General features: G+C 44.2%; 15 protein-coding genes, 1 tRNA gene and 1 pseudogene. 7 read left to right on the top strand and 10 right to left on the bottom strand.

Annotated elements, in window-relative coordinates; translation table 11 throughout:
• Positions 1-76 precede the first annotated feature (76 nt).
• From ON05_RS05545 to ON05_RS05555, 3 genes are all read left to right on the top strand, one after another.
• Complete coding sequence (locus tag ON05_RS05545; protein WP_010468840.1) at positions 77-1,813, top strand: hypothetical protein; 1,737 nt, start codon at positions 77-79, stop codon at positions 1,811-1,813.
• A gap of 133 nt (positions 1,814-1,946) precedes the next feature.
• Entirely contained in the window at positions 1,947-3,239 is a 1,293-nt protein-coding gene (gene ctpC, locus ON05_RS05550; RefSeq protein WP_010468839.1) for a carboxyl-terminal processing protease CtpC, read from the top strand.
• Between the two features lie 212 nt (positions 3,240-3,451).
• Positions 3,452-3,524, top strand: a tRNA-Phe gene (locus ON05_RS05555).
• A 21-nt stretch (positions 3,525-3,545) separates the two neighbouring features.
• Here the strand turns inward: ON05_RS05555 and ON05_RS05560 are convergent.
• The 7 genes and pseudogenes from ON05_RS05560 to ON05_RS05590 form a co-directional block, all read right to left on the bottom strand.
• Positions 3,546-6,167 (bottom strand): CHAT domain-containing protein, encoded by a 2,622-nt coding sequence (locus ON05_RS05560; protein ID WP_262561248.1) that lies wholly within the window; start codon positions 6,165-6,167, stop codon positions 3,546-3,548.
• A 128-nt stretch (positions 6,168-6,295) separates the two neighbouring features.
• Positions 6,296-9,316, bottom strand: coding sequence for a filamentous hemagglutinin N-terminal domain-containing protein (locus tag ON05_RS05565; RefSeq protein WP_071826330.1), 3,021 nt, complete (start codon positions 9,314-9,316; stop codon positions 6,296-6,298).
• A gap of 510 nt (positions 9,317-9,826) precedes the next feature.
• Positions 9,827-10,360, bottom strand: a complete 534-nt coding sequence (locus ON05_RS05570) for a hypothetical protein (RefSeq protein WP_010468836.1) — start codon at positions 10,358-10,360, stop codon at positions 9,827-9,829.
• A gap of 74 nt (positions 10,361-10,434) precedes the next feature.
• The gene (locus ON05_RS05575; protein ID WP_010468835.1) at positions 10,435-11,682 is read right to left on the bottom strand and encodes a leishmanolysin-related zinc metalloendopeptidase; all 1,248 of its coding nucleotides are present in this window, start codon (positions 11,680-11,682) and stop codon (positions 10,435-10,437) included.
• Positions 11,683-12,016: 334 nt separating this feature from the next.
• Positions 12,017-14,911 carry an S-layer family protein gene (locus ON05_RS05580; protein ID WP_010468834.1) on the bottom strand — a complete coding sequence of 965 codons (2,895 nt, stop codon included), beginning with the start codon at positions 14,909-14,911 and terminating at the stop codon, positions 12,017-12,019.
• A 140-nt stretch (positions 14,912-15,051) separates the two neighbouring features.
• Positions 15,052-15,315 (bottom strand): hypothetical protein, encoded by a 264-nt coding sequence (locus tag ON05_RS05585; protein ID WP_139025590.1) that lies wholly within the window; start codon positions 15,313-15,315, stop codon positions 15,052-15,054.
• 296 nt (positions 15,316-15,611) lie between these two features.
• Positions 15,612-16,852 (bottom strand): annotated as a pseudogene (locus tag ON05_RS05590) (ISAs1 family transposase).
• 364 nt (positions 16,853-17,216) lie between these two features.
• Here ON05_RS05590 and ON05_RS05595 point away from each other — a divergent pair.
• Positions 17,217-19,166, top strand: coding sequence for an SPOR domain-containing protein (locus ON05_RS05595; protein ID WP_010471187.1), 1,950 nt, complete (start codon positions 17,217-17,219; stop codon positions 19,164-19,166).
• A gap of 4 nt (positions 19,167-19,170) precedes the next feature.
• Here the strand turns inward: ON05_RS05595 and ON05_RS05600 are convergent, their stop codons facing one another.
• Complete coding sequence (locus ON05_RS05600) at positions 19,171-19,761, bottom strand: hypothetical protein (protein ID WP_010471186.1); 591 nt, start codon at positions 19,759-19,761, stop codon at positions 19,171-19,173.
• Between the two features lie 715 nt (positions 19,762-20,476).
• Positions 20,477-20,878, bottom strand: coding sequence for a hypothetical protein (locus tag ON05_RS05605; protein ID WP_010471185.1), 402 nt, complete (start codon positions 20,876-20,878; stop codon positions 20,477-20,479).
• A 311-nt stretch (positions 20,879-21,189) separates the two neighbouring features.
• On the opposite strand from ON05_RS05605, the gene ON05_RS05610 reads away from it, so the two are divergent.
• Both ON05_RS05610 and ON05_RS05615 read left to right on the top strand, forming a co-directional pair.
• Positions 21,190-21,423, top strand: coding sequence for a hypothetical protein (locus tag ON05_RS05610; protein WP_010471184.1), 234 nt, complete (start codon positions 21,190-21,192; stop codon positions 21,421-21,423).
• A 487-nt stretch (positions 21,424-21,910) separates the two neighbouring features.
• The gene (locus tag ON05_RS05615; protein WP_010471183.1) at positions 21,911-22,120 is read left to right on the top strand and encodes a hypothetical protein; all 210 of its coding nucleotides are present in this window, start codon (positions 21,911-21,913) and stop codon (positions 22,118-22,120) included.
• Positions 22,121-22,223: 103 nt separating this feature from the next.
• On the opposite strand, the gene ON05_RS05620 is transcribed toward ON05_RS05615, so the two are convergent.
• Positions 22,224-22,571, bottom strand: coding sequence for a hypothetical protein (locus tag ON05_RS05620; protein ID WP_262561251.1), 348 nt, complete (start codon positions 22,569-22,571; stop codon positions 22,224-22,226).
• A 352-nt stretch (positions 22,572-22,923) separates the two neighbouring features.
• On the opposite strand from ON05_RS05620, the gene ON05_RS05625 reads away from it, so the two are divergent.
• Positions 22,924-25,221, top strand: a complete 2,298-nt coding sequence (locus ON05_RS05625; protein WP_236618885.1) for a glycosyltransferase family 2 protein — start codon at positions 22,924-22,926, stop codon at positions 25,219-25,221.
• Positions 25,222-25,256 lie beyond the last annotated feature (35 nt).

The following is a 25,256-nucleotide window of genomic DNA, read 5'->3' on the forward strand; positions in this document are numbered from 1 at the left end:
CTCCTTAACAAAGTTGTAGGATCACTGGGTGATCTGTGTTGTTGGGTATTGCAGACCTTAGTCTTGTAAATCCAGGATGACGACTGATTCTAAAGCCAATCTTATTGCCTCTTCTATCAGCTCTGAAGCTGTGCCCCATCGAGGTGCCAGCCGATTTAAGTTTTTAAAATATTGGCCTATTTGGGGCATGGTGGCGATCGCACTATCCGGTGGGGTTAGCTTTGGCTCCTACCGACTGCTTTTACACCAACCTGCAAAGCCCAACTGTGCTCAAGTCTTTTGGCCCTTTGCCTCCGGTTCGCTACGAGTTTATTGCGCCCAGGAAAAAGCGAGTAAGCAGACCCTAGAAGATTTGTTTGCTGCGATCGCATTAGTGGATGCCCTCGATGCCAACCATCCCCTGCGTCCAGCCATCAATCCTCTCATTGAGCAATGGTCCACTCAAGCGTTGGATTTGGCCGAAAAAGCCTTTCATGCGGGTAAGTTAGACCGCGCCATTGAATATGCCCAGCGTATCCCTGCCCAAACGACTGCCTATAAAGTGGTTAAAGAGCGGGTAGAAGAATGGCAGCAGATTTGGGCAGAGGGAGAAGACATCTATAACAGAGCTGAGGCTGCCCTTAATAATGAGGAATGGCGCAAAGCCTACGGCATTATGATCAAGCTGGTGCAGGTGGATAATCGCTACTGGTCTGGCACCCAGTTTGATTCTATGACTGAGAAAATCATCGTCGCCCAGAAAGATGAGCGTAAATTGGTCAAAGCCAAGCGCTTAATGCGACGAGGGGGACTGGAGAATCTATCGGAATCCCTAGGACTCGTACAGGAGCTGATCTCAGATAGCGTCTATCGTCGCTCTGCTCGCAAGACCCAAAACACCATAGCCCGCAAGCTAATAACCATTGCGGAATATTCCCTAGAGCGCCGCAACTACCATGCCAGCATGGATGCCTTGCAGTTGATTCCACAGGATACGACGGTCTGGACGCAAGCCCAAGACTTTATGAAGATTGCCCAGGCCAGCGCCTCTGCCTGGAATGGCACCATTGTGAATCTAGAAGAAGCCATTAACCAGGCGAGTAAGCTAGATATCAACAGTCCTCTTTATGGCAAGGCCCAAACCTTAATCGCTCATTGGCAGCAAGAAATTACCAATATCCAGCTTTTACAAACGGCTCAGATGCAAGCCCAAACGGGAGACATCGGTGATTTAACCTCCGCAGTTGCTCAAGCCCAGCAAATCTCATCCCAGAGTGATCGTTGGCAAGAAGCCCAACAAGAGATTGATCAGTGGCAATCGCAAATTCAGTTCCGGGAAGATCAACCCATCCTTGACCGAGCCGATCAATTGGCTCTACAAGGCGGACCGACAGCTCTGCAAGCCGCTATTGCGGAAGCCCAAAGGATACGACCTGGGCGAGTGTTATACGATGAAGCTCAACTTCGGATTTCGGACTGGCAATATCAGCTGCAACCCCCAGAAAGTACGCCTTTAAATAAGCCTCTACAGACGGTGCCCACAACCGGTCCCGATCAATTGCTGAAGAGCGCAGAAACCATTGCCAGCCAAGGGACCCCCAAAGCCTTAGCCGCCGCGATTGAACAAGCCAATCAGATTGCCCCGGAGTCCCCCGCCCAATTTCAGGCCAAAGTTTCCATTGATAGCTGGTCTGAGCAATTGCTAGATATGGCTCGGGGACAGGCGTTAGCGGATCGGGATGCAGCGATTGCGATCGCACAAAAAATCCCGAGTAATAGTCGTGTCTATGAATCTGCCCAACTCCAAATTCAGACCTGGCAACAGCAAGAATAAGTGGCATCATCCAAAACTCATTTCAAACTCATGTAGCCTTCTAGATGCTTGTGCTAGAGTGGGCGTACCTCACTGTCTCTTTGTTGTATTAAAAAGAGGGATAGTGCCTCACGAAACCAATTGGGTTAGGCTTATGGCGAATTCAAAAGACGGATTAGTATTAGGAACAACAGCCCTTGTTGGAGCTGGCGTTGTAGTCATTGGTGCAAACCTTTGGCAGTCCAGCTGGGCAGTGTTCAAAGAAAGTCCGAAAGAAGTGGTGGACGAGGTTTGGCAAGTCATCAATCATGACTATGTTGACGCCACTTTTAATGGCAATGACTGGCGTGATATTCGCAATCAGTATTTAAACCGCAACTACACCTCTCGAGACGAAGCCTATAAAGCCGTCCGGGAAATGCTAGACAAGCTGGAAGATCCTTACACTCGCTTCATGGATCCAGAGCAATTTAAGAGTATGCAAATTGATACCTCCGGTGAGCTAACGGGGGTCGGAATTCAAATCACTCAGGACGAAGAGACCAAAGAGATCACCGTTATTTCACCCATTGAAGGGAGTCCAGCCGCTGACGCTGGACTTTTATCTAAGGATGTCATCATCAAAGTTGACAACAAAAGCACCAAAGGCATGGATATTAATGGTGTTGTCAGTTTAATTCGAGGTCCTGTCAACAGCGACGTTACCCTCACCGTTCTGCGGGATAAAGAGCAGCTCAGTTTCAAGATTAAGCGAGCCCGGATTGAAATACACCCCGTTCGCTTTTCTAACAAAAAGAACTCAGCTGGTAATGTGGGCTATATTCGCCTCAATCAGTTCAGCAACAACGCCTCCTCGGAAATGCGGGAAGCGATTCAAGAGTTGAAGAAACAAAAGGTGGCAGGCTTTATCCTTGACCTACGTTCTAATCCAGGGGGGCTGCTCTACTCCAGTGCAGAAATCGCCCGCATGTGGATGGGGAAAGGTACCATTGTTTCCACTGTTGACCGGAAAGGTGGTGAAGACAAGCTTACCTCTGGTAAAAACACTCTCACCGATAAACCCCTCGTCATTCTCGTAGATGGTGGATCAGCCAGCGCCAGCGAAATTTTAGCGGGTGCCCTGCAGGACAACAAACGTGCCGTTCTGATTGGCACGAAGACCTTTGGGAAAGGGTTGGTGCAATCCGTACATCCTCTAGAAGATGGTTCAGGTCTAGCGGTGACCGTTGCCAAATACTTTACCCCTAATGGTCGAGATATCAACAAGAAAGGGATTGAACCGGATATCGAGGTTAAACTCACGGATGATCAGCGGGAAGCCCTCTCTCAGGATCGAGACAAAATTGGCACCCTAGCCGATCCTCAATATGCCAAGGCCCTGTCTGTGCTCAACGAGAAAATCCTGGCCAATAGTAACGGCAATCTGCAATCATCCTCTTCCCAATAACCTTATTGCGGGCATTCCTTCGCTATCCCCCATAAGAGGTACTGAATCTCTCCTATGGGGGTGTTTTGGTGCTAATGAGGCCAGTCAAATGAAAGGTCAGGGGCAACCCATACTGGGAACTGACTGGACCGAATTCAAAGTTAAGAGAAGTTTGTGGTTGCCAAGTGGTAACAAGTTCGCTACGATGACAAAGGTCAAAAGTTACTAACCGCGCCGGGATAGCTCAGTCGGTAGAGCAGAGGACTGAAAATCCTCGTGTCGCCAGTTCAATTCTGGCTCCTGGCATTTTTATTTATGAAGGCTAAACTACAGCCAGTTCCCCACCAGCACAAATGCTGACCAGTGGGCTGGATGACGGAAGTCAGGATCCTGGATCATAGCGACCTGAGCTTTTTGCAGCGCTTTTGCCTTCGATGTATCAGCTTTGACAAGCTGATCGTAAAATTCTCCAATAATCGAGGCTGTGGATTGATCATCTAGGCTCCAAAGGGATGCCAGGGTGCTCCGGGCTCCAGCCTGAACAGAAACCCCCGCAAGACCTAAAGCAGCTCGGTCATCGCCTGCTGCCGTTTCACAGGCACTGAGAACCAGGAGTTCAATCGGTTCTGGTCGGACTTGTTCACTGCTACGTAGTAGCTCATTAAGCTGATTGACATTGATTTCTTTGTCCCACGCCAGCAAAAAGGGTTTCTCTGCTTCTGAGCTAAATTTACCATGGGTGGCAAGATGCACAATGGGATAGGGCAAGGACTGAATCTGTTCTCGCAGTGCAGTACTGGTAAAATCACGGTTCAGCAGCACTTCACTAGTAACCAATCGGCTAATCTTGTCTAATTCTGTTTTGACAAACTTCAGGGCTGGATAAGGAAATCGTTCATCACTTATCCCCGCTGCAATCACCTGGATTTCTCGCCCTTGCAGAGGTTCAGTATTGATCAACTGCATACCTGGAGCCAAGGCAAGGGCATATTTCTCGATTAAATAATTCTCGCCATCGTATAAGGCAGCAAGGGGAAGGTTACGGAGGGCCCCATCCAGCACAAACACTAAAGTATCGGCTTGGCTTTCCTCTATTCCGGCTTGAAGGGGTTGAATCAGCCAGTTATAGACAACTTGGCCTAACTCCTTGCTTTCAATAAAGGTGTAGGGTTTTTCGATTTCCTCACGGAATAGCTGGATGGTCTTTTCTACCTCAGCTTGGGGAATGGGTATTGATTGATGCTGCAAGTCTTCCTGCTGAGGCAAACTGGTAATCAGCTCAATGCGATCCTTGAGCAGAATCGGGTAAACCACGGCTGCTGACTGTTGGTCAATATCTTCAATACTGATAATTTGACCATCCAAACAGGCAGACCGAAAGAAGTTGTCTAATTCTGTTAATTGCAGGGACTCCATCACCGCACGAGCCTGTTTGATGTTGTCCTGACTCGGGTCCTTGTCTCGGAGGAGTAGATCCACTAGTTCCCGATAGACAGGCTCAACACTTTCACGGAAGGAGAATTGGGCTTCTGGATTAGTAGCAACTAGGTCTTTGCGGAGATATTCTAAGGTCTGATAAGCCCCTTGATACGCTGAGGTGGCTTGGTCAATTTCCATTTGGGCATCCATAATTCGCCCTAATTGCCATTGCCACTGATAGCTGATCTCGCTGGCATTGTTCGCCTGGGCAATAAATAAAGCTTGCTCGGTTAGCTTGCGGGCTTCTGACCACTGTTCATCTAGTTCGTAGAGATGCCCCAAATTACCTAACGCATAGGCTTGTGCCCGCGGATCATCAATGTCATAGGATTGCTGAACTGCCTTTGCCGTAATTTCAGCAATATCAGGAATAGTCGGTGTCTGGCTGGGGGAGTCTTGATTGAGGTTGACCAGACTTTTAACAAGGTTCACCTTGCTATAAATATTGCGACGACTGGGGGGTTGTCCACTCAATTCCGTTTCAATCTGTGGCCAGAGTTGCTGAGCCTGAGACCAATCCTTTTTCTCAATTAAAACGCTGAGTAGATTGAGTCGAGCCTGTTGTTGAGTCGATGGAATGGGAGACTGGGCTGCTTTTTGGTAATAGTCAATGGCAAGGTCATAGGATTTCTGGGCGCGAGCGGTATTTCCTAAACTGAGTTGGGTCATGCCCACTTCTTGAGGCGCATCGGTTGCTTCGGCGTTCTGTAAGCTCAGGAGTAAAGATTTCTCGGCTTCTTCTAGATCACCAACTAAGCGTAAAACATTCCCTAAACTGCGGTAGCCAGTGGCCCGAATTGCTGGATCAGTCTGTTGATCCAATTCAGCGGTGACTTTTTCCAGATTCTTACGAGACTGAAGGTAGAGTCCCATAACCTGCTGGGCCTGGGCCTGGTTAATCAGGCTACCAATACGACCAATTTCATCCCCAAGTTGAGCATAAATTTCTGCTGTTTTACCCCAGGTATCCAAGGCGCTTTTGGGGTCGCCTTGGAACAGATTTAAACTGCCTTGGGTATTTAGTGCTTGAGCATAGATGGACAGATTCTGAGGGGCTGGTGGATCGCCAACAATCTCTAGACTTTGGCGAATACTATCTTGGGCTTTCAGCCATTGGCCGAGTTCTTGCTGGGCAAGGCTCAGCTGATTGAGGACGATGGCTTGATTAAGGGGCTGGTCTTTATAACTTTGGGCAGCTTGAGACCAGGCATCTGCGGCTGCAGCATACTGTCCTCCTTGGTAAAAGGCTTTCCCTTGTTCCACTAGTTGGGCGGGGTTGTTGGCAAGGCGCTGGCGAGGGGCTGTGGGAGCGTTGATAGTAAGTTGGTTTGCGGGCGGGAGGGTTGAGTGGGCGGGACGTTGTCCAAGACTTAGGCCTAGGACTAGGCAGGCACTGCAAAGGGCTACTCCAAATAAGCGTAATCGTCTACGGCTAAGGGGTAGCAGTCTTCGAGTCTTTCTTCGAACCATTAATGTTCCCTTCCTCTCGGATGTTGATGGTGTGATGCTTTTCCAGATCTTTTTGCCCATGCTCACAAACGAATGAAAAATGCCCAGTTTCTCGATGTAGACATTTATTTTCGGTCAATCTGGGGTGTCTAGCAAGTTGCGATGGGTTGGGGACTCTGGGTTGGTTGGGGAACGTTGGCGGTTAGGTAAATACGGCCTTGAGAGTCTTTGGTCCAGCCTTGGGCTTCGGTGATGCTGGGGGGTGGGGTGGGGATGAGGGATCTGGGCGAAGGATCTGTGGTGCTGATGGAGGTGGGTTGAAGGTTGTGGGAACGTAGGTCTTGCCAGACGGTGGTGGGGGTTTGAGTTTGGTGTGGACTGAGGGGTAAACCACCTCGACCCACATGGGTAAAAGTGCTACTACCGAGGGATTGCCCAGCTCGACAGCCTTTTACAATTTCTTGCGGGGATTCTACTGTTTCAGGTTGTTCTGACAGATTCTCACTTGGATCTACTTCTGGATTACTAATTTCGACTTCACCGTCAATACCAAATTCTGAACTTGCGGTAATGTCACTATCAAGTGATCGGTATTCACCAAGAGTTCTGATACTAATATTTCCGCCATCTCCTGTGAAAGCAGTAGCAGTGATATCACTATTCTGACGAGCAACTAATAGATCGGTATCTATAGTAATATTCCCCCCATTACCACCAGCTTTTAATTTACCGGCAGAAGCGGAGATACTACTATTATTTTTTAGGAGTAACAAATTATCAATGTCCAGAACAATATTGCCACCTTTATCACTAGTTGATGTAGCAGAAATATTACCTTGATCAAGCGTCAAGTTACCCGATTGAAGAAAAATATTTCCAGCTGAACCAGAGCCTTCACTACTAACAGAAATCTCAGCACCATTCAGTACTGAGACTATTCTTGGATCGATACTCACACTACCTCCAGAACCTGTGGATGTTGATAAGGTATTAGCAAAAATACCTGTATTTCTTCCATCAAGTTCAATAGAATCAACAACTTCGATGGTAATGTCACCAGATGCTTTACTACCACCAGTTGTTGATAAAATTTTACCTCCATTTCTGGCACTTAAAGTATTTGATTTAATTAAAATTACTCCTCCTACTCCATTGGAGGTTGTACGAACATCAATCACTGCTCCATTAGATAGTTCGATATTTTTCGCCTTTAAATTAATACTTCCACCTTTTCCACTACCACTAGATCCAGCAAAAAGGCCACTATTAGCTCCAATTAAATTTAAGAAAGGAATATCATTAGGATTATTTTTAGCTCTCAGCCGAAGGCGCTTAGAAAAGTTTGGGTCACTTCCCATGAGCACTATACTATCCCTTGAAAATATTTTTATATTTCCCGCATCACCTTCACTAAAAGCATTATTTAGAATTTGACCACCATTTAATGCTCGAAAACTCAAAGTATTTATATTGATTTCCCCTGCTGATGCAGCACTAAAAGAACGAGCACTTACTAGACCACCATCACCAACCTGAAAGATGCCCGTATTGACAGTAATATTACCTGCAGAACCTTTTGTATTCTCTTGAGTTGATGATACTAAACCACTTGAGAAACCGTCAGTACCAAAGCCTGAAATAAATACTGCTGAAGGTGCTACTAATTTGATGTCACCTCCTATACCTGTACCTTCAAAAAGTTGAGTATTGATTTGGGCTCCCTCCGACAAAAATATATATGGTGAGACTATCTCAATATTCCCAAGTTCACCTGAACCACCTGCAGCTATTTGACTACCTACTAAAGAATTACTTTGAAGATCAATTTTTTTTATCGCATTAATTCGGATGCCACCAGTAATACCAGTTGAACCAATATTATTAGTCTCAATTCCGCTAGTTTCTTCAATTCCATCAAAATTATTTAAGTACAGTTCACCGGTTTGAATATCTATTAATCCAGATTTGCCATTAGCAAAAACTAAATTATTAAATATAAAACTATTTTGATTAAGTAAGATTTTATCAGATGCAAAAATAGAAATATTTCCTGTTTGACCATTTCCAAATAAATTACTTGAATCTATTCTAGTTCGTTTAGATTTACTACCCAATAAACTAAGAGATTTTGTATTTATGATAATATTTCCTGAATTGCCAATACCCTTTTCCCATATACGATTAAATATTTCACTTTCACGCACATCAATTCCTTCTAGTGCACTTAATTGAATATCACCAGCTTGATTGCCAGGCATTCCTAAACCGCTTTCAATTCCAGCACGAAGAACACTATTATTAAAAATATTAATATTATTCCCATGCAAAGATATATCTCCATTTTTATCTAATGAAACATCAATAACTGAATTATTTATATATATATTTGAGCGTTTTGTTTGCTCAGGAAAGATAAGTGAAGGATTTCCTTTACTAAAGTCTAAACTAACAACTCCCTTTTCAGATAAGCCGCCAAGTTCTATTCTTCCTCCAAAAGCATTTAGACCACTCTTGTCTAATTTAATATCACCACCAACTAATAGTATATTTTTTCCTGTAGGAACTTGTAAGCCTGATGATGCAATATTTGATGATTTATTTACTGTTGTTTGAGAGAGGTTGGTTATCCTCCCTGTTGGAGATTCAAAAGCTAGAGCTGTTGGATCTACTGTCAAAATTGGAATTTCAGTGGGAGTAGTCTTTAGATTCTCTCCATTTTTAAACTCAACCAAATCAGCAGTTGTTACTACCAACGAGCCACCAATATCTAAGCTTGAGTTAGGTCCAAATATAAATCCATTCGGATTAATTAGGAATAAATTCGAGTCTCCACTTAAGGAAGAATTTACCTTGTTTACGCCAATTTCACCAAATATTCTTGACTGCTTATTACCAGTAATTCGATTAATTATATTTTTAACTCCCGGATCTATAAATGTAACGACAGCTCCAGAATTGACATTAAACTCTCTGAAGCTATGAAACAAGTTAATGCCTTGTCTCAGACCTCCACCAACAATACAGCTTCCATTACAGTTCTCAAGGGTAGTTTGGGTTGTCCCATCAACTATAAGTTGTTGACAATAAGCTTTAGAGCATAAAGTAAGTACAAGAAAAGTTATTTCTATAAAAGTACTTAATGACTTAGATGCTTTTTTCGTAATTCTCATAAGAACATCCTTTATCTAAGCAAGCAGACTATTAAACATGCAAATAATGAAAAAATTAAAGCTAATAAAAATTACTGTTGAGTCCAGCTCTGAATATTTCAAGTAGAATTAAAGCTATATTAAGCAAGCATAGATATTTATCTATGCTTAAAAAGCACTAACAAGCCATAAGAAAGATCAAAAGAAATTAAGTATTATGATATAAATCACATAAATTTTCTTTGAAGAAAATATTGTTCACTACAAGAATTATTAGATATGACTACTTTAGAATCTCCAGAAATAATTCACAATGACTAGCGATTTTAAACTTCTCAACCCTTCCTAAAAAATGATGATTCTTTAAGATATCTAACCATAAATCATGGGAAAATTACTTCAAGTTTAAATTAGTTTTTTGGAAAAAATTTAGCTTTTTTAAAGCTCACACCTTGAAGCGGATCCCTATAATAATTTTTAAACTGAAATTATTATAGGGACTCTCAATCTAAAATTATTGGATAATAGTAATCACCAATTTGGTGGTCGCCCATCACCATGAAAGATAACGTTAGTATTTGACCCAGGAATCTTGTCTTTAGATATGACCCTAACAAGGGTTATATCACCTGTAATTCGATCATAAATACATGCTATTTGCTGTCTGAATTGAGAAGCCATCTTAAACGTATCTTTAAAATCATCTAGATTTTTGGTCCATTCTTCTCTAGGAGTGTTAATTAGATCAGCAACATTAAGTATATCGAAGATATTGAATTCACATTTTTCTGGTGGTTCAGAACCATCTAAAAAAATAAATTTCCTTCGCAATAAAGATACAGATTCCTCGATAGTCAAAGTAAAGAATTCACCACTATCTGTTGCTATTTTAACTTGTTCAAGGGAATCCTGATCTTGAGAATAGTTCAACTCAACAACATATCCTAATAGTAGATTTTTGATTCCTCTATTGATATCTTCAACTAACTGCACCTGAATCTTTCTACCTTCAAAGAGTTTAGCTAGCTCAATAAACTTTGAAGTAATTGTAATTTCTGTCATCATTCAAATATCCTTAACTAATCAACAAAGACATGCTAGTAAAAAAAGAAATTTCATAAAACTAATGGCTGTAAAAATCATAATTTAATCCGACATTTCTTACAGCGACATAGATTATAATGCAATCTATTGGAATTAACTTTTTCTTGATTATCTAGATTAGGCAAAGTGAATGGATCAGCTAGGGCATAGTTAACTGAGTAGCCTAAATCTTCAAATGCAGCTATGGTAACTCGGCTTATAGGATTTGGATAGTCACTAATAAAGCCCGACATGATTTCATTCCCAAATACAGAATCCTTCCAGTGGCCATCTTGAATACCAATACCTCCTTCATTTTCAACTGGTACTGGGATGTCATGATTGAGGTTAAGTAAACTAGCATACTCTCTCATTGCATTGCCCCCTGTATATATTGGATAAGCTGTACCAGCACCTTGAATTAGATGCTTCAGTGACCAAAGACTACCGAAGCCTAATACATGACCAATCTCATGGATTATAAGATTTATAAGATGCCCACTCTGCTCATATATTTCCAAATCATGTAAATCAAATTCCATCAAACCAGTTAATGGTAATAATGAATTTCTTCGTAAGCGTAATGGAACTGATTGAGCGAGCTGTTTTCCTTTGCCATCTAGGATGGATCCTACTGCATAAATTACAATTCCATTTATATCTTCACCATCTAAACGCTCTGTAGATAAATCACCTTTAATAATTTCACTCCATCTCAATGCGGCAGATTGAAATGCTGCTTTTTGATTTTCAGAAAATCGCCCTAAAAATCGAATATCTATAGATAGCGGTATATGTTGAGACTTATTTTGCGATTTTCTTCTATGTTCTAGTGAATTATATCTATTCCTCTTGGAAGGATGCTTACATAATAATTTTAAGTACTTAATTTTTCCGATTTTCCGATTATATATACAATATATATATTGACGACATAGAGCTGACTCAAGGAAAAATCTATTAAAATCTCTAAAATTTTCAATCCATATCTCATGAGTTCTATTCAACAAGTAAGTATTATCAATAACACTATAAGTTATTGCATTTAGTGCAACATCTTTATTTGTAGTTAGACGGTATAACTTATCAGGTGAATTGAGAATATATATTTCTTGTACAATATTGTTTTTATCGATATTTGTGGCTTCAACTATTCCACTAACTAAATCAATAACGCCAGAATTAATCTCATCAATTTCGTTTAGAGGAATCTTAGAGCCAATAAGATTCTCAATAACCTTAATTAATTTTTTTGTTATAAGAAATTCTGGCTCCTCGATTATTCTTTCTGACAGCTTCAGCATATTATTTTATATTTAAATACATAAGTTGGCAAAGAGAAATTAAAACTAATTAGTGTCAATCAAGATAAAAGCTGCCACAATAGACCTGTTGCAATATTGATTCCATGATGTGCTATTGACTCAATAAATACCGCAATCCGACTTGATTTTTTAGTTCTCTACCATATCGTTAGCTGAATTCTGAAAGGATTCTATTTACATAGATGCATAATTACTCATCAGAATAAGTTTGAATAATTATTCAGAGATTTACATAAGTTTGTAATTCAGATCACAGCGGCTTGTGATTTTCCCTTACAGAGCACTACAACCTTTCACTGGCAAAGAGCATAAACTAGCAAGAGGGTGCAGGATGCACCATGTTTTGACTGATTGAATTGCCCACAAGCTTCACTTTCCCATTAGGTAACCTTTGCCAAGTTTTAGCTTCCACCCATTGGGATGGATCAGAAACAGATGCCTGTGATGTTGATTTGGGCGTAGTTTGACTGACGGGTTGCTCAGTGGGCTGGATTTCCTGAACACGTAGATCTTGCCAGATAGCCTCGCTACTCAAGGCAGTTGCTGGATTTTGGGGCAAACCACCTCGCCCCTTACTAATAAAACTACTGCTAGCCGTTTGGGTTTTACACCCCCTAGCAATCTCAGTCAGTTTTTCAACAGTTTCGGGTTGTTCAGACAGATTTTCGCTAGGGTCCACCTCAGGAGTGATAATTTCAACTATGCCGTTGAGTTGGGGGTTAGTTTGAGAAAACGCCGTAATATCACTGGAATTCGTAAGGGCGTCTCGGACCTCAAGGCCAAAAACACCTTGAGTCGTAATGGTGATATTGCCACCGGGACCATTAAGAGCATTCGCTGTAATATCACTATTCTCTGATGGAAAAGCAGTAACGAGTTGAGCATTGATATCGATATTGCCCCCCGTAGCATCCCCTCCAGCAGTCGTCGAAATCAAACTGCCATTTCGTAACAGTAAAAAATTGTCAATATTCAACTGAATATCCCCTGCTGGGGCCACTGCCGCTTCAGCCGTAATCTGTCCCTGGTCTAGGGTTAAATTGCGCGCCCGCAATTGAATATCTCCCCCTTCTCCCGTTCCCAGGCTATTCGCTGATACCACTGCACCATCAGCGATCAACACTTGTATCGGATCGATAACAATATTGCCCGCAGCCCCAGTCGAATCTGGTGTAGTACTAGCAAACAAACCACTATTGGACCCAGTTAAGGTGATGTTGTCGCGCACTTGTAAAGTGATGTCTCCTGCTGGCCCCTGACCAGATGCAGTAGATAGAAGCTGGCCACCTTGACGAGCCGTGAAACGATTGGCTTGGGCAAAAATGCTACCCCCTCGACCATTTCCAGAAGTACTGGCATTGACGACAGCCCCCTTCTCAATCAGAAAATTTGGGGTAAAAAATGAAATTGTTCCCCCTTGTCCGGTAGCAGTCGTGTTTGCAAACACCCCACTTCCAGGATGAGCTAAGCTAACACCTTGTAATGCCCTAATATCGATCTTGCCAGCAACTCCTGGACCCGCAGTAGAGGTTGAAACTTGGCCACCTTTTTCAATGCTTAATTGGCCTGTATGTAAGAGAAGTTGACCACCTGAACCAAATGCTCCCACCTCAACTATGGAGAAGATGCCACTAGGTTGGTCTGCATTTGGAGTATTTCCTGAAATATTAATCTGATCAGAGACGAAAGCAGAAATGTCCCCTCCCTTTCCCGAACCGAATGTTGAAGCCTCAAGTCTGCCTCCATTTACCAAAAGAAGCTCTGGTGTATTGATTGTTATATCTCCAGCATCTCCAAGACCAGCAGTAACAGTAAAAACAGAGCTATTGTCTATTTGAATAAACTGAGTTGCAAACAGGTTAATATCACCTGCATCGCCCTCACTACCAATATCTGCTACAGAGTTTATTGCAGGAAATAATGAAGACTCACTGGCAATCAGCCTGCCTGTATTAATAGTGATTAGACCAGCGTCACCAGGAGTATTCGTTGTTGTTGAGATTTGACTATTATTGATAATTTCAACTGATTCTGGTGCATTAATATAAATATTACCGCTATTCCCATTAGCTCGTATTTGAAAAAAACCAAGATTAATTAAAGTAGAATCTGTAGCAATAGCTGCATCATTCTGTAAAGACACTTTGTCAGCCTTGATCAAAATATCTCCTGCATCACCATCTGCCAAAGTAGAGGTAAAAATACCGCTTCCATTGCTAATCTTTAAAATTTTGGCAGCATCAATTTCTATGCTGCTCCCTGGTTCTGATCCAAAATTTACCGTCGCAAAAATCCTTGAATTATCGTCAATAACAATATTTCTACCCTGCAAACGAACCTCGCCACCTCCAACTCCATTAGCAGCCACTATTGATTGCGTGTCTACAAAGATATCTCTATAGTTTTGGATTTGAGAGTAGTCCAGCTTCCATCCTCTGAAGTCAGGTTGTAAACCCACCTCTCCATTCAACACACCACCCAGTTCAATGCGACCTTCTGGTGCTCCTACACTCCCTCCTTGAATAAGGATATCGCCACCAACCAATGCCAACGTCTTTCCAGGCATGACATTTAATCCAAAGGTTGGCAAGGGGAAGATATTGAAAGTAGCTTGACTAGAAATAGTAGATTTAGGGGAAAAAATCTGTAACCCCGTCGGTAAATTGATTGTCAATAAAGGAGGAGCAGTAGGATTAACTGTACTGAATTGATAGTCATCTCCAAAATTTATTGATGTTGCAGTAGAAGCGAGGAATGAACCGTTGAGATCTATAGCTGCTTTGGGACCAAATGAAATTCCACGAGAGTTGATGAAAAACAGATCAGCATTACCCAAAGTTCTCGCTATACTATTCCACAGCCCTAACGTTCCATTGATATCAGATGGACTATTACCAGTAACTCTACTGACAATAGTCTTGATCGTTGAGGGATTGTCAAAATATATGGATTGGTTCTCAGATATACTAAATTTTTCAAAGCTATGAAAAACCGTAGCAGCATTGCGAACTGCACCGCCTTGGATCAAGTTTGCTGGTCGGCCATTTATATTCTGATTAGGTATAACAATCGAAGCTTCTATGCCTAAGGAACGATCTGGAATAGCTTCGGCCTTGGTTTCTTTGATATTAGTTGTAAAAATAACCCCGCTAAGGATAAGTAGAGTACTGCTCAGTTGGAAATATTGCTTACAAATATTGTTTACCATGCCAGAGTACTAGACTCCCCCAATAAAATGACGCAATGAATAACAAGATTCATTACGTCAAGATAATAGTTTATTAGGGCTTAAACAGATATGAACTTTTCTTAGACAGTTCTGAGTAAGCCTTGGCAACAAGCCTTTAGCTATCTACAGTCCCAACACAAACCCCAAGGAGAACAAGGATCTAAAGGATTTGGGGGTGGATTTTGGCAAGCCCAACACCCCCATCTACAAAACAAACTTGTTTTCGTTGTTCTAGAAAGTTTCTCATCTGGATCTGCTTTAGTTGAAACATCAACAACTAATGCTTTTGTTGATATCGATTTATCCTTAAAAAATTTACCAAGTAGGGCAGAGAGTTCTTTCTTCTCGCCATCAGTTAATTCAGTTACTGGTCTGTCAGCCATATTTCATCCTTAATTCAGTGTTTATACAATTAATCAGCATTTCTTTCAGGGGTTGGATTAGTAAAGTGAGGGCAGATGTTAGTTGTTTCAAGTTATTTCTTGATTCTAGAAACCATTGAAACAGCCAACACCAGCTTATCCCAGCTTTAACCCCCTATTTGAAGTGCTACTCTTTCTTCAGAGTCAATAGAAAGAATTACGCAATATTGACAAAAGAATAATGATCTAATTTTGATTAACCGTTTCTCTAGGGGGAACGATCAACTCCCTAGTTGCCCAGGGTAAGCGCAAGAAAATTATGTCTCTGAAAGGCTAGACTGTAAAGGAATAGAAGCGCCTAGAACTTTGAGCATATACGCTTCATCCATGCTCGCCCGTTTTAGTTTTGACGGGTACTTTTCTTAAAGGACGTTTCTTGATTCAGGAGGTTGATGCTCCAGCGCTTCAGGATGGCCATGTTTTCCGGCGCATGTCCTGTGCGGATACGGCTGGCATCTTCGCCAAAGGTCACATCTAAGACCCAGTGGAGTTGGTTCTCAATCGACCAATGCTGGCGGATGGCTTTGCCCAACTGCTGAGCAATGGGCGGTAGAGAACTGATGTAAAACATCACCTCATAGGTGGTTTTGTTCCACAAGTGGCGGGTCCGAGCGACCTTGACGATGCTTTGCAAGCCCTTCCACTGCGCCTGCTTGTACAGAGGACCCATTTGTTGAAGGGACACCGCCCAAACTTGTCGTTTCTCGCGACGATGGTGTCCGGCTTCCACCCGCACATCATAGCTGTACTCAATGCCCTTAAACTCATTCGCTTCCGCCGTTTCAAACCATTGCTCAACCTGCTCAAACAGCGTGGGATGATTCTCTTTGAGGGCCAGTACATAGTCTGCGCCTTTGGCCTGAATGCGACAGGCAATCTCGTGCTGAGTCCCCATCGCATCAATGGTGATAATGCACCCGGCAATGTCTAACAGCTCTAAGAGGGCTGGGATCGCCGTAATTTCATTGCTCTTGTCCTCGACTTTGACTTGTCCCAGAAATAACCGATATTCACTGGCCCAAGCACTGACCAGATGCAAGGCGGATTGGTCTTGATTGCGGTCATAGGAGCCCCTGAGTTGTTTGCCATCAATCGGGATCACTTGAGCACCGAGGGTCGTCACGACCTGATCCAACCAGTGATTGAAACTCTGCTCAAAGGCGGTGGGGCAAATACGCTCAAACACCCGTCGATAGGTGTCTGCTGTCGGTATTCCGGACGGTAGGCTCAGAAAACTCGACAACCAATCCTGATGGCTCAGACCATAGGTTTCAATATCTTCCCACCCCTGTGCGCCACCTAAACTTGCCAATAGTCCAATCACGACGATGCTGACAAACGGATGCTGGACACCTTGGCCTCCCCGTGGATCAGTCAACTCCTCAAAACACTCGGTCAGTTGTTGATAAGCCTGATCGCAATCCGTGGTTGGCAGTAGTGACGAGGATGAGTCAGTGGAAGCTGGTGAGGAAGGAGGCTTGCTGAATCCTGTAGCCATGGGGAAACCCTTTTAACAGAATGGAGTTCCATAGCATATTACAGCTTTATTTTTCTTGCGCTGCCCCTGCCTAGTTGCCGTCTTACAGAAAATCAGATTAGATGCAAAGGTTTGTACTTCATTAGTTAATTGCTAATCAGCCATCGATGAGAGGAACGACCGTACACTCTCGTATTCAATCGTTTCTTTACAAAGCTATTAACCTTCCTCATCCAACAAATCCAATAGGTTCTCTTCTGCCAATAATGTGTTCAATTGGCCATCTAATTTAATCTTTTGAAATAATTTTATAGCTAGAACTTATTCCATAGACTAGAGTCATAGTATCAAGCACCCTGAGACAGCCCCTACGCTGATCATCACTATGCCTTCAGCTCTTCCCACTCAGCCTCTTGGAACCTTACTCCAACAAGCTGGATTAGTCTCAGCCGCTCAAGTCAATCTTGCCCTCCAAGAACAAACCATTAATCAACATCGTCTCGGCGACCTCCTCTGCGAACATGGCTGGCTCCACAAACCAACAGCCCACTTCTTCGCCGAACAATGGCCCACCCTCTATCAGGATCCTGATCCGCTACCCCTCGGGCAATATCTCCGCCAAGCCCACCTCCTTACCGACCCCCACATTGACTACCTTCTAGAACAACAAAACCTAACCCAGCTTAAGTTTGGTGTCTTAGCCATAGCCAATGGTTGGATCAAACTCAAAACCCTTAACTTCTTCCTAACCCATCTCTATCACCAGGACACCCCCCAACCCCTACAATCCGAAAGCGATCAGGCCATCAACTTCGATACCCCAGAGTATTGGCAGCATTTGCGGGAGTATCTATTAGAAAATGAACTTGCCAACCCCTACTCCCTCCTCCAGATTTACGAACAAATTCTTAACCATTACGACATTCCCTTCACCGGAGACCTAGAACAAACAGCACTGCTTAACCTGGGCCTGGTCACCCTTCGCAATAACCGCCTTATCATTGCCCATCCCCTGTTTCGGTCTGTTTTTAACGCCGAGTGGATTCAGAGAGAACGCAACAGACTCCATCCCTACGACAAAATTAGACTGCAATTTCTCAATCTCAGTAAAGCAGGGGCCTATCCCTATCGATTGTTAGAAGCCATCCTCACCTGGACCAACAATCACTCTGTCCTCAACCAAAAAGTCGCCCACCTCGTCCGCACCGGTTCCTTTGTTGAGGCTGGTGAGGAATCCGCTGTTGTAGAACAGCTTGTCCAAAATCAAATTATTCATAATTGGCGATCTGGATTTGCCACCAAACATCTCAGCAGCCTCGAAGAACAAATTCTCCAGAATCCCAACTGTGATTCCATTGACCTATTGACCTACTATCAAGTCGTTTGGCATCAGTTACAAGCCCAATCGACCCAAGCAGAAGAAGAAACCGAATTGTTACGTTTAGGGTTACTCACCCAGGACGGCCAACACATTAAAGTGGCCAACCAAATCTATCGATTGGTATTTAACCAGACTTGGCTAGAGCAACAGATCTCCCACATCCTTAATCCCCTAGACAACGAGAATTCTGTCTCAACAATCCCTGAAGAGGAACCTCTGCGTTCTGAAGCTCCTTCAGTCGTTCAACACTCTGCAGGATCAACCAGTCGATCTTGGAAACTCATCGGTATCCTTCTCCTCGGTGGATTAGGCATCAGTAGCGCTATCTGGGTACTTTCCAGGTATCGCCAACCCCAAACTGAGCTAGCTCCATCGCCAGAACAAGACGTACAGATCCCAGTTAGCCAACCCTCCACATCCCCTCAATCTCCTGCACCCTCAGCCCAGACTGAGGAGCAACCATCTGCCTCGCCTAAAGCAACCTCGGCTCCAACCAACACAACACCCCAAAATGCGGCTGGTAGCGTTGTGTTGGTTGCTGAGAATAGCCGCGTACCGGTTTTTAGCGTCGGGGTAACTGATTCAGATATCCAGACTGCCTTAGGTCCTCCAACTTTGAAAAGTCCAGGTTACTGGCCGAATAGTTATGGACTGTTGTACAAAAACCTCCAGCCTTATCAAACGGACTTTGGTTTCATATTGGATGCAGATACCCAACGATTACGACAAACGGAAGCCGCCTTTGCCCAATCAGCCGGACTCAACACTCTCCGATTGGCCTTACAAGGCATGCTCAAAGACCGTCCCCCATCAGAAGTGATGGAGCAACTAACTTTGATCTACCAAAGACAGGTCCAGGAATACGAGTTTCAAGTTAATGGGCTAAAGGGAATTATTCAGCGCAATGATAAAGATCGGATCTATATCGGGGTGTGGGAAGCCGATTTTCATTAGAAGTTTAGCCCCGATGCCGCTCAAGCAAAATCATCATTAGCAAGCTTAAGACGGCCATTTGCTGCTCATCTTCCGTCATCTGATCCACCTGCTTGATCGTAAAAATTCGAGACAAGAAAGCGGGGACTTTACTAAAGCGCATGACTACGGTGCCATCAGAGCGGGTCACCAAATAAGTGGGATTAAAAAGATAGCCCGTAAACATACCCAAAATCGGAATTTCCGCAAATAGGGCATCCATGATTTTCACCCAAGGGTTCTCCTCATGAATCGACATAACAGGGGCTTCCGACTGTCCTGCAGCAATATCGTAATGGGCTTTCCAGAGAGATTTCATGCCTTTGCGCTTGACGGAGCCCAGTTCTTGGCCCGAGCGATCGCGAAAATGATACCGAGCCGAAAAGTCGATAATGCGATCAGCACTAATACTATAGAGCTGTTGGGTTTGAGCCTCATCAGCACAGACAGTAATCTGCTCTTTGAGCTTAAACAGTTTCTGTTTGACATAAAGTACTAGACTGCCGGTACTATCTGTCACAAAAATCTGAGGGGCGAGGGCCCAAAGCTTGAATTTAAGGGTTAATGGGTATTGCATGGGTTGATAAGGATTTCGTCAGCAGAAACAATCCAACAAACTGAAAACTGGGATAGGCAAAAAAGCAGCCACTATCTCACCCGCTTTTTAAAGAGAATTTGGCTCTATTAGTACCATCAATAGGGACAAAAAAGCGGACCTTTAGAGTATGCCCCCAATCACAGCATGACTAAGCATTCGGGTAAATTGAAAATTCATCTCAGCACTCAGCCCTAAAGCCTGGATCGTTAATGTTGCGGGAAGCACATACCAGGTCTTGCCTGGAATTGTACGAGCTTAGGCCATCACCATCAGACGATAGGCAGGACAAGCTCATTTTCCACGACTCAATAGACCTCTTGCATATTGGATTGGCGATATGGTGTTGAGCCTGATGTTCTTCTTATTCAGCGCCATATCCGATGAATGGCGAAACAGCTCAAAGGCTTATCATAAAAAACTTTAGGCGACGAACTAGAGTCAAAAAGCAAACCTTAAAACTTACACATGGGACACCTATCACCTGGGTCACTCAAAGGCAAAGAGACCCTCAAAATTGTACCGCCCTAATCAACGGTTGGTCGTCCTTCAATATTGGCGAGACTATTGGACCTATTTCTACATTGCTGGAGATGGGGATGCTTCCGAATCAACCATTTGAGACCTATTCACCTAAAAAATTGATGATATTTTCGAGCTACTGTGGATAGCTGAATGGGAATGCTAAATAGCTAACTCAGCAATAGTATTGTTTGGCAATTCTGGCTATATCTCGACCAAAGGCATAGGTTTTGCCATTGACAGTGATATCAACAACCTCACCATGCATCCAATGGGAGAAGGAATAACTGGCATAGTCTAGCGGGATCAAGATTTCCCCACCGCCAAAAAACTTGATCAACCTCAAGTGGATATGGTTTTTAAACAGCGTCACATTCACAGTGCGGCCCCAGCGAGATGATGGTCCAATCCGCACACTTCCCCAACGGTAAGCCGCAAGTACTGGCCCCAGACGTTTTAGATCATGCTTGATTGGCCTAAAACCATCTCTCCTGGCTATTAGGCGAACAACCCCTTGGTGAATGGCAAAGAAAGCCAGTAGCAAACCAACATTTAGAGCAATGGCAACAAATGGCATAAATCGTTATTTGAAGCTTGGAGCGTTAAACCTTGAGGCTTATACAAGAGGATGCCCATTTCTCTGGATATGCAATGAGTACAGTCCTGCATACAAGGCTAATAGCCATCAAAGAGACATAAAATTGCTCTGCCAAAGAAGACATCACCGCTCCTCCATTAGTCTTTTGATGACCTTGTAAAGATGTATGTCTTTATACTGTCGACATTAAATGCCAGAGTTAGGATCAGGTCAGCATAAATCTAAAGAAAAAATTAAGCTATTATCCAATGAACGAATTTATGCAGACGTAGATCATCCGGTGTTTTATTGTGTTGTCTCCTTCCCTGCTCCATGACCTTTGGCAATTGATTGAAGAACTGCCGACCTATTCCCTGCTTGGATGGGATGATACTCGGTTAGTGTCATGGTTGCTAGAGCAGTTCGAGCATCGGTCCTGTTTAAAAGAAGAAGACCGCGCCAGCCTTGAGCAATACCTCGACTCCCATCTATTGCTGATTCGAGAGATGGCTGAAGCCAACCAATATTGCGCTCTTGCTGTATGACAAAGGTGGCCCTTGGCGAGATGTTGCCCCGTTCAAACTCTGTAGAGTCGACCGTGTAATGAGTTGATAAGGGGATGGCTTCCCCATGGGATGAAATTTCGTTGGCATAGAGGTATGGGGGGAAGCTTGTTTGGGCGTTATCTATCTTGACAACTTGTGTTGCATTTATGAGAAGAGGACGTTAACCCTTCCTTCCTGAATCGATTGAATTGAGTTTGCTTAACTGCATGTACACCAAGAGTTTTGGGTATCGTTTAATTTTGCTAACGAGGGTCCCCCTATCTAGAAATATTAAATATGGCTGTTGTGTTTGGGAATAAATATGACAACTGCTTGAGTGCGATCGCAAACCCATTAGGCTGGATAAAGAGGGTTGGCTAGTATCCCGTGATGGGGTGATAGCTTCATTGCAGAAGAGAACACCAGCCTTTAATCAATGTACATAACAGTTTTCAATTCATTCTTTAACACCCCAAGATTAAGAGCAATGCCCCCAGTTCTTCTAAATCAAGTCTGGAAGTTGGTTGATACGATTCCCCACCATCAGCTTCTAGGAGCCAGTGATCATGCTCTGGTTGATTCGCTCAGCCAGCGATTGGCAGAACGACAAGAGCTAACGGATGATGAATTAGAAACGGTTAAAGCTTATATTCAGAGCCGTCTAACTTTGATTCGTGATATGGCTCTAGTCAGCTAATCGCCTTTTCGCGTTGAGCGGTTATACCCCTTATGTTCTCCCCATTGCGAACGGTATTGCCTGGGTGGTCAACAGGGGATCAATACGGTCCATTTAGGCAACTCTAGAGATTCTCGATGTAAACTATCTCTCCTTTAATCCAATGCTGATGGAGGAAGGAATATAGACCATGAACAGAGTCCATCAGGTCTGATGCTAGGGGATAGTCGCCTGCAAAAACTTCTGCTCGCAGACTGGCCAGTCCTTCAATGAGTCTTTCGGTATCGTGGGGTGCGATCGCACAATCCCCCTCTGACTCCCACCATCCAGCCATATCTGCCCAGTCTTGAATCACAGCAACCCACTTGACGACTAGTAAATGCCGATACCGGTCATGCAAAGCACCCATGATCGAATCTGCATGGGAGATGGATAAGACAAAAACCTGACGCTGCCCCCGGTGCGGCCCCAAAAACCTAACCCCTTGATCAGAAGAACCCATTTCTGAGATAAACACGGTTTTTAGTTTTCATTAAGGTCAGCAACCATGAGGACAGTCATGATGTCCTTTCTAAAGCCATGTCCTGGTTTGCCTTAGTTGATTTGAAGAGCCTATCCCGTTTCACGGCAAAATAGGTGTGATGGAAATCACCTCAAGGGGGTGTAACGCTCACCAATCCTTGGTTTCTGGGTCATCATGTTGGTGATTGACCCTTGATACAGTACTGACAGCCTTGCGAAGGGTCCTAAATAGTCCCCCCACTGGATAGGACACGTCCATCGCAAGGCTATCTGCTGAAGCTATGGCCGTTAAGGAAGCTGATATGACCGCTACGAAGCCACACCTCCCCGATCTGCCCAAAAGTCTGCAGAAATCTGCACTATCACCCAATTTATTTATTCGACGAATTCGGCTCACCCTATTCTCCATGGTGGGAATTTTTCTAGCCACTGGACTGGGGGTGGGCCTATGGTTTATCCGAGAAAATCGAGTCACGGCCATTTTTAAGCAGGTGGAACTGCTGTTTGCCAATCCACCTCTCTGGCTAGCGGTCCCCGTCGCCGCAGGAAATTATTTGGCTGTGCCATCGGTTCTCTTGCTGGTGGCTGTCCTGATTGTTATGCAGGTATCGTCTTCGCCGCGACCGTGGTCTCGTTTGATCGTGGGAACATCCCTGCTGCTGCTGATTGTGCAGTATGTGGTGTGGCGGTTGTTCTGGACCCTCAATCTCTCAGATACCTTCAACAGCATTTTTAGTATTGGTCTACTGACCTTAGAGATCATTACCATCGTCACCAATGTTATTCAGCTTATTCTGGTGTCTCGTTCGACCAATCGGCTGGGGGAAGCGGACATCAATGAAATGGCTGTCCTCGATGGAGACTATCTGCCCACGGTCGATGTGATGATTCCGACCTATGACGAGCCCAGCTTTATTTTGAAGCGCACCATTATTGGCTGTCAGGCGATGGATTATCCTCGTAAAACCGTTTACCTGCTGGATGATACGCGGCGACCTGAAATCAAAGCTTTAGCGACCGAACTAGGGTGTGAGTATATTATCCGTCCCGATAATCTCCATGCCAAAGCTGGTAATTTGAATCATGCCCTGAATTTCACGTCCGGGGAATTGCTCACGGTCTTTGATGCAGACTTTGTACCGACCAAAAACTTTCTCCGACGCACCGTGGGTTTCTTTCAGAACGACAGTATTGCCCTACTGCAAACCCACCAAAGCTTTTTTAATCCCGATCCCGTTGCCCGCAATATTGGCTTAGAGAATATTTTGCCCCAAGAAGTTGAGATTTTCTCTCGCTATTACCAGCCCCTACGGGATGGGGTGGAAACTGCCCTATGCTATGGCAGCTCCTTTGTGGCTCGCCGTAGCGCTTTAGCCGAGGCGGGCGGCTTTGCCACAGGGACCCTGAGTGAAGACTACTTTACGGGGGTTCGTCTCTCCGCGAAAGGCAAGCGAGTGATCTTCTTAGGGGAAAGTCTGAGCGCAGGATTATCCGCAGAGAATATGTCGGCCCATATTACTCAACGACTTCGCTGGGCGAGGGGCACCTTACAAGCCTTCTTTATCGAAGCCAACCCCCTCAGAATTAGGGGGCTGAAGTTGATTCAGCGCCTTGCCCATTTAGACGGCTTACTGCAGTGGTTTACCAGTGTGTCTAGGGTGGGGTTTCTGCTGATGCCCCTGGCCTATGCCTTCTTTGGCGTTATTCCTTGGCGGGCGACCACTCAAGAAATGCTGTATTTCTTTATGCCCTACTATTTGGTGCAGCTGTTCACCTTCTCTTGGCTAAATCAGCGCAGTCGCTCTGCCCTCATCTCCGATATTTATGCGGTATCCCAATGCTTTCCGGTGGCGCTCACGGTTTTACAGACTCTATTTAATCCCTTTTCCAAAGGCTTTAAGGTGACTCCCAAAGGAGTCTCTAGTGATCGCTACACCTTCAACTGGAAATTGGCCTCTCCGTTAGTGGTGCTGTTTATCTTCACGGCGGTTAGCCTCTGGCGTAATCTCGGCATGTGCATGGTGAAGGGAGCCTGGTCAACCACCGTTGAACCAGAAGTGGCCCTACAAATTAAAGGGATCGAACTGGGCTGGCTCTGGAGTTCTTACAATCTGATTGTGTTAGGGGTGGCCCTACTAATTTTGCTGGATGCTCCTAAGCCCGATCTTTACGAGTGGTTCGATTTACGACGTACGGTTCGACTCACTTTGGGAGACCTGAAGTTATGGGGAATCACCACCATGATTTCGGAAGGCGGTGCCGAAATTGCCCTGACCCAAGCTGGATTACCCAGACATTATTTTGGAGAATCCGTCCAGGTTGAGATTCAAGAAGAGAACTTATGTCTCCAGGCGGTTATTACTCAGATTCAGCAGCGGGAAGATGATTACCCGATTGTCCAGCTGAAATTTGCCGAGGTAACGACGCCCCAATACCGCAGGTTAGTCGAAATGCTGTTCTGTCGACCTGGTCAGTGGAAAAGCCCTCAGGCCCCTGGGGAGTTACAGTCCCTCTACTTACTCGTCAAGAGCTTCTTCACTCCCCGGATCCTATTTGATCGACAAAGGAAGATCAACCCGGTGGAAGTTGCCAAAACCTAACGCCCTCAAACCTTATGTTGACCATCGGTCTGATC

Source organism: Acaryochloris sp. CCMEE 5410, assembly GCF_000238775.2.
Lineage (GTDB): Bacteria > Cyanobacteriota > Cyanobacteriia > Thermosynechococcales > Thermosynechococcaceae > Acaryochloris.

Coding starts and splice junctions, on each gene's coding strand:
- ctpC (WP_010468839.1), top strand. CDS start 1,947: ATGGCGAATTCAAAAGACGGATTAGTATTAGGAACAACAGCCCTTGTT.
- ON05_RS05625 (WP_236618885.1), top strand. CDS start 22,924: ATGACCGCTACGAAGCCACACCTCCCCGATCTGCCCAAAAGTCTGCAG.
- ON05_RS05560 (WP_262561248.1), bottom strand. CDS start 6,167: ATGGTTCGAAGAAAGACTCGAAGACTGCTACCCCTTAGCCGTAGACGA.
- ON05_RS05585 (WP_139025590.1), bottom strand. CDS start 15,315: ATGGCTGACAGACCAGTAACTGAATTAACTGATGGCGAGAAGAAAGAA.
- ON05_RS05565 (WP_071826330.1), bottom strand. CDS start 9,316: ATGAGAATTACGAAAAAAGCATCTAAGTCATTAAGTACTTTTATAGAA.
- ON05_RS05600 (WP_010471186.1), bottom strand. CDS start 19,761: ATGCAATACCCATTAACCCTTAAATTCAAGCTTTGGGCCCTCGCCCCT.
- ON05_RS05575 (WP_010468835.1), bottom strand. CDS start 11,682: ATGCTGAAGCTGTCAGAAAGAATAATCGAGGAGCCAGAATTTCTTATA.
- ON05_RS05595 (WP_010471187.1), top strand. CDS start 17,217: ATGCCTTCAGCTCTTCCCACTCAGCCTCTTGGAACCTTACTCCAACAA.
- ON05_RS05570 (WP_010468836.1), bottom strand. CDS start 10,360: ATGATGACAGAAATTACAATTACTTCAAAGTTTATTGAGCTAGCTAAA.
- ON05_RS05580 (WP_010468834.1), bottom strand. CDS start 14,911: ATGGTAAACAATATTTGTAAGCAATATTTCCAACTGAGCAGTACTCTA.
- ON05_RS05605 (WP_010471185.1), bottom strand. CDS start 20,878: ATGCCATTTGTTGCCATTGCTCTAAATGTTGGTTTGCTACTGGCTTTC.
- ON05_RS05545 (WP_010468840.1), top strand. CDS start 77: ATGACGACTGATTCTAAAGCCAATCTTATTGCCTCTTCTATCAGCTCT.
- ON05_RS05615 (WP_010471183.1), top strand. CDS start 21,911: ATGCCCCCAGTTCTTCTAAATCAAGTCTGGAAGTTGGTTGATACGATT.